The 12,208-nt window shown below is 63.1% G+C and carries 10 protein-coding genes; 3 read left to right on the forward strand and 7 right to left on the reverse strand.

Annotation, left to right across the window (positions count from 1 at the left end):
* Positions 1-3 precede the first annotated feature (3 nt).
* The gene (locus ABD833_RS11475; RefSeq protein WP_345073119.1) at positions 4-447 is read left to right on the forward strand and encodes an FKBP-type peptidyl-prolyl cis-trans isomerase; all 444 of its coding nucleotides are present in this window, start codon (positions 4-6) and stop codon (positions 445-447) included.
* Between the two features lie 56 nt (positions 448-503).
* Here ABD833_RS11475 and recO read toward each other — a convergent pair whose 3' ends face one another.
* The 4 genes from recO to ABD833_RS11495 all read right to left on the reverse strand — a co-directional run bounded on the left by recO (position 504) and on the right by ABD833_RS11495 (position 4,862).
* On the reverse strand, positions 504-1,226 hold the full coding sequence (gene recO, locus ABD833_RS11480) for a DNA repair protein RecO (RefSeq protein ID WP_345073120.1): 723 nt from the start codon (positions 1,224-1,226) through the stop codon (positions 504-506).
* 102 nt (positions 1,227-1,328) lie between these two features.
* Positions 1,329-3,683: a type IX secretion system anionic LPS delivery protein PorZ gene (porZ, locus tag ABD833_RS11485; RefSeq protein WP_345073121.1), complete on the reverse strand. Its 2,355-nt coding sequence runs from the start codon at positions 3,681-3,683 to the stop codon at positions 1,329-1,331.
* 57 nt (positions 3,684-3,740) lie between these two features.
* Complete coding sequence (locus ABD833_RS11490) at positions 3,741-4,367, reverse strand: thymidine kinase (RefSeq protein ID WP_345073123.1); 627 nt, start codon at positions 4,365-4,367, stop codon at positions 3,741-3,743.
* A 168-nt stretch (positions 4,368-4,535) separates the two neighbouring features.
* Entirely contained in the window at positions 4,536-4,862 is a 327-nt protein-coding gene (locus ABD833_RS11495; RefSeq protein WP_345073124.1) for a 2Fe-2S iron-sulfur cluster-binding protein, read from the reverse strand.
* Positions 4,863-4,896: 34 nt separating this feature from the next.
* On the opposite strand from ABD833_RS11495, the gene ABD833_RS11500 reads away from it, so the two are divergent.
* Positions 4,897-6,159 carry a hypothetical protein gene (locus tag ABD833_RS11500; RefSeq protein ID WP_345073125.1) on the forward strand — a complete coding sequence of 421 codons (1,263 nt, stop codon included), beginning with the start codon at positions 4,897-4,899 and terminating at the stop codon, positions 6,157-6,159.
* Between the two features lie 12 nt (positions 6,160-6,171).
* A complete protein-coding gene (locus ABD833_RS11505) occupies positions 6,172-7,239 on the forward strand; it encodes a hypothetical protein (RefSeq protein ID WP_345073126.1) in 1,068 nt (355 codons plus the stop codon).
* On the opposite strand, the gene ABD833_RS11510 is transcribed toward ABD833_RS11505, so the two are convergent.
* The 3 genes from ABD833_RS11510 to mrdA form a co-directional block, all read right to left on the reverse strand.
* Positions 7,226-8,821 (reverse strand): hypothetical protein, encoded by a 1,596-nt coding sequence (locus tag ABD833_RS11510; protein ID WP_345073128.1) that lies wholly within the window; start codon positions 8,819-8,821, stop codon positions 7,226-7,228. The two genes, ABD833_RS11505 and ABD833_RS11510, sit on opposite strands and share 14 nt — an antisense overlap.
* Before the next feature lie 19 nt (positions 8,822-8,840).
* A complete protein-coding gene (gene rodA, locus ABD833_RS11515) occupies positions 8,841-10,139 on the reverse strand; it encodes a rod shape-determining protein RodA (protein WP_345073130.1) in 1,299 nt (432 codons plus the stop codon).
* 212 nt (positions 10,140-10,351) lie between these two features.
* Positions 10,352-12,190, reverse strand: a complete 1,839-nt coding sequence (gene mrdA, locus ABD833_RS11520) for a penicillin-binding protein 2 (protein WP_345073132.1) — start codon at positions 12,188-12,190, stop codon at positions 10,352-10,354.
* Positions 12,191-12,208 lie beyond the last annotated feature (18 nt).

Genomic DNA, 12,208 nt, shown 5'->3' on the forward strand with positions numbered 1-12,208 from the left:
ATCATGCCCCGGCTTCCCCTCGTCACTGCGCTAAGCAGCTTATTGCTTTTCGCCGCGCTGACGGCGCAGGCGCAGCTGCGAGCTGATACGGTGCGCCTGACCAGTGGCGTCCGCTACGTGGTTCGTACGGCCGGAACGGGTGCTTCGGCCCAGCCCGGCGACCGGATGGCGGTACACTACACGGGCTTTCTTCCCGACGGACATATTTTCGACTCCTCCGTGGCGCAAGGACGGCCGCTACGCCTGCGCGTGGGGCAGGGCGAAGTTATTCCGGGCTGGGATGAGGTGCTGCTGCACCTGCCGACGGGCACCCGCGCCTGGGTTTCCATTCCTGCCCGCCAGGCGTACGGCAGCTCCGGAGTCCGTGACCCGGATAACGAAAGCCGCTATTTGATTCCGCCGGATAGCCAACTGATTTTCGAGCTGGAAGTAGTCAGAATCCGCTGATCAACAAGCAAAAGGCCCTTTCATTCTGAAAGGGCCTTTTGCTTTAGAGCCTGCTCTTAGTCGGCCAGCACTTCCGAGAGCACGGCTAAAGAACGAATGTCGCCCAGCTTCTCAACGTGCAGCTGGTAGTAGCGAATGAGCACATCGAGCAGCTCGCGACGGATCCGGCCGTTGGGGATGGTGGAGTGCAGCGGGTCGCGCAGCAGCTCGTCAAAATAGTGGTCGAATTCGCGGAACCGGAGCGCAGCAGGGCCATTGCCCGCGGCACTGGTAGCCGGTGCGGCGGTGGCAAAGGCCACCTGGCTGGTCACCTCCGCGCCCGATTCAATCCCAAAGCCGAGGTAGCCGGCCAGGTGGAGCAGAAAGTCCAGAGCAAAGTTCTCGAAGCCGGCCGGCTGCTGGTCGAAGGCCAGAATAGAATCGTGCAGGAAGTTGAACAACGGCTCGTTCTCCTCCTCCTCCAGCAGCACCCGGCCCACGATTTCGGATAATACCAGCACTACGCTGCTCTTGTGCACGTTGTAGGGCAGGGTGCTGAAGGGAATAGCACACCGGTACTCCGAAAGCCGGGCAATACCGCCCTGCCGCGACGTGTAGGCAACCAGATCGAGCAGGGTGAACGGCTGAAACAACGCAATGCGGCCCGGCGGCTTAGCTTTCCGCACACTGTTCACGATATACGTCTGCAGCCCCAGCCGTTCGGTATAGACCCGGGCGATGATGGACGTTTCGCGGTACTTGATGTAATTCAGGACAATGCCCCGGGTCTTGATCAGCATGGCAATCAATTGAGACCTAACAATCCGCCTTGCGGCGTTGATATCCCGGCTTGCGGTAGCTAGTTTAAAACCGGGTTTAACTCCGGACCGGGCGGGGAAGTCTTAATTCGCGACAACCGCTACCTTGCTAATGCAGCTATTCTTACCGTCGGCATCCGACGAGAGCACCAGATAGACGCCCGACTGCACCTTGCGGCCGTTGTAGTCGGTCAGGTTCCAGACTACCGTGCCGCCGCTGGGCCGGGTCTGGTACACGAGCTTGCCGGTGACGTCGGTAATTTTCACGTAGCCGTTGTTGGCGATGCCCGAAATGCCTACCTGCCCCGTGAAGTTGGTACGCACGGGATTGGGCGATACTTTGGCGCAGGACACTTTACCCTCCGTCACGGTGGCCGAGCCCCGATAGGCCACCAGCCCCGCCGTGGTAGCCACGAATACCTCGCCGGTTCGGTCGTTTATCCCGATATCGACGATGTTGTTAGACGGCAGCGGACTGTTTTCGGTGGTGAAGTGCAGCAGTTCCTCGTCGGCATTCTCATTGAACAGCCATAGCCCCCGGTCAGTACCGAACCACTTGCGGTTGCCGCCATCTATTGCTATAGCATGTACCACCTCATCGCTTAAGGTGCGAAAGCCGGTGCTGATGCCCCGCTGCACGATAGGACGCAGGAAGTTGGCACTGTTGCCAGCCACAAACACCTGGCTGGGGTCGCCGAACACTGCCACGCCTTTGTCGGTAGCCACCCAGATATCGCCCTTGCGGTCTTTCACCGCGTCGTAGATACTCCCCGAGGGCAGGCCTACGCCATCGGAAGTGAAATACCGCACCTGCTTGGTTTTGTCGTCGTAGCACACCATACCGCTGCCACCCAGACGCGCCTGCGAGGCCCAGGCGTAGCCGTTATCATCCAGCACCAGGCGGTCCAGGTTTTCCGAGCCCGCAAAGTACGGGGTGCTGCGCCAGGTGTTGGCCGCGGGAGAATAGATGTGCAGCCCCGGCAGACCGGCCTTCTGGTGGCGGTTTACCACCCACACGTTACCGCCGCCATCCGCGGCCAGGTCCGTGACCCGCGTGAAGGCGGGGTTGCCGTCGAGAGCGGAAATCAGCGGCACTCCCGGCGTACCCTGAGTGAACTGCTTGAACTGGCCCAGCCCTTTCCACTGCAGCAGGCCATCGCCGTAGGCAGCAATGTACAGCGTCCCATCGGCGGTGCGGATGCCGCGGGCGAGGTCTTTGAGGTTGGGATACTGAGTGCGGTCCGGAAAATTCTGCGCCGTGAAGTTGGTCCAGCGCCCCTCCTTGTACTCGTAAAAGCCCCCGAAATAGTCTTGCTGCACATAGCGGTCGGCGTACCCGCCACTGAATATATCGACCGTGTTGGTCCGGGCATCAGCCAGCACGCTGAACGAGCGGGCAAATGCCGGAGCGTTGGTCACAAATTTTTCAAACTGCTGGCCCGCGGTGGTTTTCAGCAGCCCATCCTGAAAATCGGCGATGTAAAAAACGCCGTTCTTGTCCTGCAGCGCCATCTGCGGATCGGGTACCTGCGCCGCCGTGCCGAGCCGGCGGCTGGTATTGTCGGCTTTCAGCACCAGCAGAATTTTCTCTCCCCCACTCTCCCCCGTGATCAGCAGCCCCGCCGCCGAGGCCGTCAGCTGCCGGTAACGGTCGGCATAGACGGAGAATACGGGCTGCCAGCCGGGGCTACCACAGTTGTAGCACAGCACGTTGCTGGCATCGGCCCCGGCATATACCCGGTCGGCCTGCACGGCCAGGGTGCGGTACTTGGCGTTTAGCCCCCCGGAGAAGTCGGGCAGATCGATGGTCCAGCGCCGGTAGTCGAACAGGTTATCCGTAAGCTTACCCCGCATCAGGCCGTGGGAAGTGGCGGCGAACAGGGTTCCATTGGCGATGGCCGTAGCATAGACCTGGGCCAGGGCCCCGTTGCGGCCGATGTTCCCATACGTGTCGCGCACCTCCAGCTTGGTCATATCCAGCACCACCAGGCCGAAGCTGCAGGACAGGTAAGCCAGGCGGGCATGAAAGGAAATATGATTGATGGTCTTGCTGCCCGTCAGCCGCTTACGAAAGATGTCGCTGATGTTGCGGATGGTACCGTCTTCCCGCAACACGTCCAGATTGCCGTTGGTGTAAGCGACGAGAGTTTGCTTCGTCACGGCGTCGTAAGCTACCGTACTCACCCTGGCGTCGTACAGGCCGTCGCGGCGCGACAGCAGCTGGGTGGTGTTGAGGTCCTTATCGTAGAAGAAAAACGCGTCTTCCGTGGCTACGTAGATCCGGTTGCCCGCATCGGCCAGGGCCCGGGCCCGGTTGTTGGGCAGGTGCAGCTGCCAGTCGCCAAAGCCAGCGGTACTCTGGCCCGCCGCGGTAGCAGCCGTCAGCAGCAGAAAGGACAGAAAGCCGGACCAGCGGCGGACGCGTAGCAAAACACTCATGGGCACGGACTAGCAGCGGGATAGAAAATCTGGGACTCTAACGCCTCCCAGGGCAGATTAGTGCTTGGCCACGGCGCTGACCGGCTCGGTATTTTTTTCGCGCATCCCCTCCAGAAAGCACTGGCGGCAGCGGGCTTCGTAGGAATCAGTTTCGCCAAGCAGAATCTTGCTTTCCGACGCCGTGATCCGAAACGAGTAGGAGGCAATTTCGCCGCAGCACACGCACACGGCGTGCACTTTGGTCACGTACTCGGCCACGGCCATCAGCGCGGGCATGGGGCCGAAAGGCTTGCCCAGAAAGTCCATGTCGAGGCCGGCTACGATAACGCGGGTACCGCGGTTGGCCAGCTGCACGCACACCTCCACGAGCGACTCATCGAAGAACTGGGCTTCATCTACGCCCACCACGTCGCAGGCGCCGGTCAGCAGCAGCATTTCCTGAGCCAGGGGAATGGGCGTGGAGCGGATGCTGTTGGCGTTGTGCGACACCACGTCCCGCTCGTGGTAGCGGGTGTCGAGGGCGGGCTTGAAGATTTCAACCCGCTGGCGGGCAATCTTGGCGCGGTTGAGACGGCGAATCAGCTCCTCGGTTTTACCCGAAAACATGGAGCCGCAGACCACTTCAATCCAGCCCCGGCGGGCGGTCATTTCGCGGCTGGTGCCGACGCGGGGTTCTATAAACACAAGGGTATCAGTTAAGAGTTGCCAGTTGCCAGTTGTCTGGCCTCAATCGGGACCTCTAAAGTACGGCTTTCGGCGGCTAGGCCCAAAGCCCAAACCGACTCCGGTAAAACAGGTAGCAGGCCGTCAGGGCGGTAGGCTCGCGGAAAATATTCGGCCGGCTGGGCTACCTCATCCTTCACTGTACCGCTGGTGGGGCAGCTTGGTGGCGTCGGGAGTCCGGCCGACAACGTCACCTTCGGGCAGGCGGGTCTGGCAGGTGAGGCGCTCATGGGGCTGCAGGCGGCCGGCAACCTGGTAGCGCAACTCCGCGTCGGTGGGTGGCGTTAGGTGGTCGAGTCCACTCCCGACTTCGATCCGGCAGGTGGTGCAGCGGCCCTTCGCCCCGCAGGCGTGCATCCAGTCGTGGCCGGCGGCTTGCAGGGCGGCGAGTAAAGTAGCGCCGGCGGGTACGGCGAGTACGGCACCAGGCAGGTTTTGCACGGTCAGAGTGGGCATCTTTACCTAAATTGCCCGTTGAATCAGGCTTTCAATGAAAGACAAATATAGCCCCGCCAAGCGCGAACAATACGGCCGCCGGCTGGCCGCCCACCTCTGCGACCAGCATTTTGCCGCCCAGGCCACCGCGGCCCTCGACGGTCCCGCGGTGTTGCGGTTCTGCCCCATCCGGCAGGTAAACCTGTTTGTGGTGCAGCAGCTGCTGGCCCAGTGGACCGGCGAAATGGCCCGCCTGCGCAGCCCGTACTTCGATTTTGAGGCCGACGACGTACGTCAGGCCCTCACGCAGTTCATGAACACCCTCTCCCGCCGCATCAAGGTCAGTCGGGAGGCGTTTGAGCCCCTGCTGGCCCGGGCCATCAGCGATACGCTGGGCGTGGTAACGGATTCGGCGCTGACGTTTGAGGACAAGCTGGTGGGTGCGCAGCCGACCGCTACCGCCGAGCAGCTGCGCGACGCGTTGCGCTACCTCGACCTCGATAAGTCCTTGTTTCAGGGTTTCATCGACACGCTCACGCCGGGGACGCCGCTGGAGCGCGGGTTTCTGGTTAGCCGCTTCCGGCTCTACCAGGAAGCCAACTACAAAAACCATCAGCCCCTGGAAAAGCTGGTGGGCGAATTCAGCAGTCTGCTCCCGATTACGGTCGCCGACCTGTGGACGGATGGGCCGGTGGCGGTAGCCCCCGCAGCAGTAGCCCCGCCCGTACCGGCAGCCGTATTTTCCCCGGCCGCGCTGGTAGCGGCGGCAGCTCCGGTATCCGTCACTGCTTCCGAGCCCACCCCCGTCGCGTCGGTAGCGGCAGCAGAGTTTACAGAATCAGTGGCTCCCGCTACACCAGCGGTTGCACCACCCCAGTTCACGACGCCGGTCCCAGCGCCAGGGGCTATGCCCGCCGCGCCGGAGCCCGAGGGCCCGCGCCGGCCCCTGACCGAAGCGGCCGCCAACGGGGCCGTGCCGCTGCATGAAAAGCTGAAAGCGGAACACGCCACGACCACCCCGCTCAGCGAGACGCTGCGCTCGGAAAATACGGCCACCACCCTGGCCGATAAGTCGGCGCCGAAGGTGGAATCGTTGCGGGAAGCCATTTCCATCAATCAGCGCTTCAGCTTTATCAATGAGCTGTTCAACGGCGAAAACATGGAATACCACACCGCCATTCAGCACCTCGATTCGCTGCACAGCGCCGATGCCGCCAGGCGCTACGTGACCGAGGAGCTGGCCCGTCAGTATGGCTGGGTGCGTAAGGAGGAGCACATCAACAAGCTGCTCAAGCTCCTGGACCGCAAGTTCGCTTAAGTGCTGAAGCCCGTGTCTGCTTCCCTCCCGCCGCGGCCCGGACTGGTTCTGCGCTGGCGGCAGCTACTGCTGGTATACCTGTTGTGCGTGGGCGTGCTGGCCGGCAGCGCCTACACTATGTACGTGCACTACGACTTCTCCCACTCCCTCGATACGCGCAGCTACCTGAGCGTGGCGCGCGGGGAATTTCGGGGCGTGAGCATCACCCGCCGCTACCGGGTGGTGGTGCCGGCCCTGGCGGCGGCCGTTGCCTGGCCTCTGGAGCAGGTATACGCCCGAATCTGGCCCCAGCGGGCTACCACCGACTGGCCCTTGCGCCTGGCGTTTTACGTGGTCAACACCCTGCTGCTGGCGGCGGCGGCGCTGTTTATATTCCGTAGCTGCCTGCTTTGTGGTGCCTCGCCGGGAGCGGCGGCGCTGGCGGTGGTAGCCGTACTCTGCAGCCGCTGGGCCGTGTATATTGCCGGCCTGCCGCTGGTCGACAGCCTGTACATGCTGGTATTTGCCCTGGCATTTTACGGGGTGGTCAGCAACTCGGGCTGGGCGCTGGCCGTCTGCATTCTGCTGGGTCCCCAGGCCAAGGAATCGTTCGTATTTCTGGTCCCGTGGCTGCTGATCTTTGGTCGTCGCCCGCTGTCCTGGCCAAAGCAGCTGGTGCTTTTCGCGTTGTCGGGGGCCCTGGCTTACGCGGTACGGCACTGGATTGACGCCCAGGCCGGGGCGGCCCCCCAGGAGAGCGTGAACAATGCGCTGGATCATCTGAGCAACCTTACTTACTCCTTGCAGCGGCTGTTTTCGGTGAAGGGCGCGGGCGAAGTCTTCAGCATCTTCGGCTTTTTCTGGCTGGTGCTGCTGGCTGGCTGGCGAAGCAGCCGCGCCGTCCGCCGCGGGCCGCGGCCACTGGCCCGGATGGGCGGGTCGTTGGTAGCCGTGGTGCTGGTTCATATGCTGCTGTCCGGCGACCTGGGGCGGATGGGCTACCTGGCCGCGCCGGTGTTTGCGGTAGCTTTTGCGCGGATCCTGACCGACCATCCGTGGTTCAGCTGGCTACGGCTGGACGCGCCCCCTACTCCGGCGTAGCTATCGGCGGCAGAATTTCCGTCAGGTAGCGAGGGCCGGAGAAGGTGGCAAAGGAGTCGATCCGGACGGTGCGGAAGGGCTGGAGCAGCGCCGCATTCTGGTCGCCGTACACGATTTGAGCCCGGTCGAGCAGCTTAGGGCCGCCGAGGCAATCGGTGAAGAGACGGTGGCCGGCCCGCTGCTGGCCCCGCACCCACGCCCGGAACCGCGCGGGCGACTGGCCGGCCCGCTGCACGAGCAGCGTGGGGGCCGGCCACACATTGGCCGGGTTGACGGGGTTGCCGGTACGGTAGTGCAGCTGATTGAGCACCAGGTTGTGGTTGTCGAGTAGAAACCAGGCCTGGGGTTGGGCCGGAATTGCGGTCAGCAGCTTATCGGTATTGGTGAAGCGCAGGAAGTGGGCCGGACCGAGGCCGAAAGCCAGATTCCAGAGCAGCAGCCCGCCCCCCAGCGCCGTCAGGCTGCGCGCCGGCACCCACCGCAGCTGGCTGAAGGCAATTGCCACCAGCGCCGGGACCATCACCATGAACTCCGCGTTGCCCGCCGCGTAGGCCGCAAAAGCCAGTTGCGCCAGCAGAATAAGGCCGTGCGTATGACCCACAGCCGCCAGCTCAACCGGCCGGGTCAGATCCGCAGCCGGGGTAGCCGCCCGGGCCCGGAACGCCCGCCAGCCCGTGAGGCCGGCCCATCCAAACAGGAACGCGCAGAGTAACGGCACTACGGCCAGCAGCGGCACAGCCCGCAACAGCGCCGGGAGGGAGCCATGCACCTGCAGAAACGTGCGCCCCAGATTGACGACCGTCAGCAAACCACCCTGAACCGACACGCTGCCACCGGCCAGGCCCGCGTAATAGTCGTGGAAGACGAAGCGCCACAAGGCCGGCAGCGTGAACGGCTCGTGCCAGACCGGCAGCGCCGCCACGTAGGCGGCCGGCACCAGCAGCGCGGGCAGGGTATAGAGCAGAATGTCGCGCCGCTTTTTCTCCGCGGTCCAGGCCGTGCCGAGCAGCAGCCCCAGCCACCAGAAAAAGTGGATCTGATGAAACAGGCAGGCCCCCGCGGCTCCAAGGCCCGCCCACACCAACAGCGCCGGACGTGGTAAGGCCGCTACCTGATAGCGCGTCCAGCAGAGGCTACCCAGCAGCGAAAAAAGCACTGGTAACACGTAGGCCTCGTTTTCGGTGGCGAAGCGCATCATCCCAAAGCTGGCCCCCACCACCAGCACCCAGGCCATGACCATGGGTTCAGGCTGCTTCAGCTGGCGCAGGATGCGCAGCAGCACCCACAGGCTGGCCCCGGCGGCCAGGGCATTCAGCATTTTAAGGGCGGCCAGCGTATCCAGGCTCAGCCCCAGGCCGGATAAAAGGCGCGTCCAGAGCAGGCCGGCCGGATTGTAGAGCAGATGGTGGGGCAGCAGCAGCTCGTGCTCGTGGCGCACGCAGGCCGCGTAGTACCAGGCATCCAGCGTGGAGTTGCGGGTGGGCAGCAGCAGGCAGACCAGGGTGAGGAAAAGGATTATAAATTCTGAATTATAAATTCTGAATTGGCCTTTCGGCTGCCCGGGACGCAAATCATAATTCATAATTCAGCCTTCATAATTCCTACCGGACCAGGTCCTGCTTACGGTAAGCATCGATGGCCAGCAGGATGAACAGCAGCGTGGTAAACGACCAGAGCGAGGAGCCGCCGTAGCTGAACAGCGGCAGCGGAATGCCCACCACCGGCGCCAGCCCAATGGTCATGCCCACGTTGATGGCAAAGTGGAAGAAGATGATACTGGCCACGCAGTAGCCGTAGGTGCGCCCGAATACGGATTTCTGGCGCTCCGCCACGTACAGCACCCGGCCCAGCAGCGCCATGAAGAGTCCGATAACCACCATGGTGCCCGCCCAGCCCCACTCCTCGCCCACGGTGCAGAAGATAAAATCGGTGCTTTGCTCGGGCACGAAGTCGAACTTGGTCTGGGTGCCCTGCAAAAAGCCTTTGCCCACCAGGCCGCCCGAGCCGATGGCAATCTTGGACTGGGTTACGTTCCAGCCCACGCCCAGCGGGTCGGCCGAGGGGTTAATGAGCACCTCGATGCGCTTGCGCTGGTGGGGCTGGAGCACCTGGTTGAAGAAGAAATCCACGCCGAACACCATCCCAACCACCACCGCCCACACGCTCAGAGCCACCGGCAGATGGTGGCGCAGCACCTTGGTGTTGAAGGCGAAAACGCCCCCCAGAATCAGGGTAACAGCCCCGATCAGCCAGATCTTAGGCACCAGCAAGGCCAGGATCAGAATAACGCCCGCGGCGGCCAGAATGATGAGGATGAGCGGCGACATTCCTTCGCGGAAGTAAGCCAGCAGAAAGGCCGCAAACACGAGGGCCTGGCCGGTTTCGTTGGCCGCGATAATGAGCAGCGGCGGCAGCAGGGTCAGGCCCGCCAGCACCAGCTGGTCGCGGAAGTGCTGGTGGCGCAGGTTGATGCCGGCCATGTAGCGCGACACGGCCAGGGCCGTAATAAACTTGGCAAACTCGGCCGGCTGCAACCGCACCGGCCCCAGCTCCAGCCACGAGCGGGAGCCCGCAATGGGCCGCGCAATAAAGGGCGTCACAATCAGCAGCACGATCATAATGCCGTAGAGTACGAAGGCAAACGTGTCGTAGGCCTTGTAGTCGATGACGACCAGCACCACGATGAGCACCAGGGCCGTGCCGATCCAGAGGATCTGCTTAAACCAGTTGTACTGCATCAGCTCCCCGAAGCTCTGCCCGTTGAACAGGCCGCCGGCCGGGGCATCGGGCGAGTAGCTGGCCGCGTACACGCTGAGCCAGCCCAGGCCCAGCATCACCACGTAAATGAGCACGGTAACCCAGTCGAGGCTGCGGCTGTAACGTGCGGGAGAAGAGGCCATGGTAAACTAAACTATTGGGCAAAGATGCGGGTAAAAACCGGCGGTTGTGTGGCAGCTGTTAGACAATAAGGAACGTCATGCTTCATCTGGCGTCCGCGCAGCCGAGGCATCTCGCGTGCTGACATATGAGTAGTAATCCAACGACGCCACGCGAGTTCCCCGGTCCCTGGCTTGATGCGCCACATGCTCGGCAGGACGCTCTGGCATAGCCATTACTTGCGCACGATGAACCGCTCGGTGCCGGGGCCCACGAGCCAGTTCTCCCAGCGGGGGTTGTTGGCTTTGCCGCGGAGGAATTTTTCCATCATCAGCGCGGCCATGGGCGCGGCGGAGTTGCCCCCGAAGCCGGCGTTTTCGATGAACACGGCAATGGCGATTTTGGGGTCGTTGGCGGGGGCGAAGGCGGCGAAAGTGGCGTGGTCGTCGCCGTGGGCATTCTGCACGGTGCCGGTTTTACCCGCCACGGCAATGCCGTAGCGGGCCAGGCTGGCATTCACGCCCGTCGCACCGCGGCCCCCGTCCATCACCGCGCACATCCCCGGTACCAGCGCCTCGAAGTACTGCGGGTCGACGGTGGTTACGTGGCGCTGCAGGAATTCGGGGCGGGGGCCGCCCGTGCCGATGCCCCGTACGAAGTGGGGGGTGTAGTAGTAGCCGCGGTTGGCGATGGTGGCCATGACGTTGGCCATCTGCAGGCCCGTAATGCCGATTTCGCCCTGGCCGATGCTCAGCGAGTACACGGTACGGAAGTTCCAGTGGTGGTAGCCGCGCAGCTTGTCGTAGAACTCGGGCGCCGGAATCAGGCCCTTCTTTTCACTGGCCATATCCACGCCCAGCTTGTTGCCCAGCCCGAACGACATCACCTGCCGCCGCCACTCGGCAATGCCCAGGCGGGCATCCTCAAACTTGTTGGTGGAGCGCCCCCGCAGCACGCTGGCCCGCATCACCTGGTAGAAATAGGGGTTGCAGCTGTTCTTGATGGCAATGCTCAGGTTGCGCGGGGCCTCGTGGCGGTGGGTGCAGCGCACCAGCTTCCAGTTGCAGTCGAAGCCGGTTTCGGGCGTGACCACCCCCATCTGCAGCGCCACCAGCTCATTCACCAGCTTGAACACCGAGCCCGGCGGGTAGGTGGCCATCAGCGGGCGGTTGAACAGGGGCCGCTCGGGGTTGTTGAGCAGGTCCATGTAGCGGTTGCCCATGCCCTTGCCCGTCAGGATCGACGGCTCGTAGAGCGGGGCCGACACCATCGCCAGGATTTCGCCGGTTTTGGGGTCGAGGGCCACGATGGAGCCGCGCTTGCCGGCCATCAGCTTCTCCCCATACTGCTGCAGCTCAATGTCGATGCTGGTGTGCAGGTCCTGCCCCGCTACCGAGAGCGTGTCGAACTCCCCGTTGCGGAAGGCGCCCTTCTCAATGCCGCGCACGTTCACCATGCGGTACTGCACCCCGCGCCGGCCCATCAGATCCTGCTCGTAGAACGACTCCAGGCCGGTGATACCGAGGTTGTCGCCGGGCAGGTACTTGGCGTATTTGGGCTTTTCGAGAAAGGCCGGGGTGATGGCACCCACGTAGCCCAGGGCGTGGGCCATGTTCTCGGTTTTGTAGGAGCGGGCCATGCGGGCCTTGATGCTGAAGCCGGGAAAGTCGATCAGGTTGTCCTGAATGGCGGCCAGCTCGGGCGTGCTCAGGTTCTGCACCAGCGGCGAGGCCTTCACCCGGGAATAGGCCCGGGCATCTTTCAGGGAAACCCGAAACTCCTCCAGCGGCAGCTGCAGCAGCTGGCAGAAGCGGGCCGTGTCGAGCTGCTTCACCTCCCGCGGCACCACCATCAGGTCGTACACGGGCGTATTCTGCACCAGAATCTGGCCGTTGCGGTCGTAGATGAGGCCCCGGTAGGGCACCTGCACCAGGCGCTGCAGGGTATTGCGGTCGGCGGCGCGCTTGTAGCTGCCGTCGATGACCTGGATATAGAACAGACGCACCCCAAACAGCAGCGCCACCGCCAGAAAGATGGCGTGGACCACGTATTTGCGGCCTTCGAGGTATTGCAAAGCGAGAAGAAACTGGGG

The organism is Hymenobacter fastidiosus, from assembly GCF_039539565.1.
In the GTDB taxonomy this organism is placed as follows: domain Bacteria; phylum Bacteroidota; class Bacteroidia; order Cytophagales; family Hymenobacteraceae; genus Hymenobacter; species Hymenobacter fastidiosus.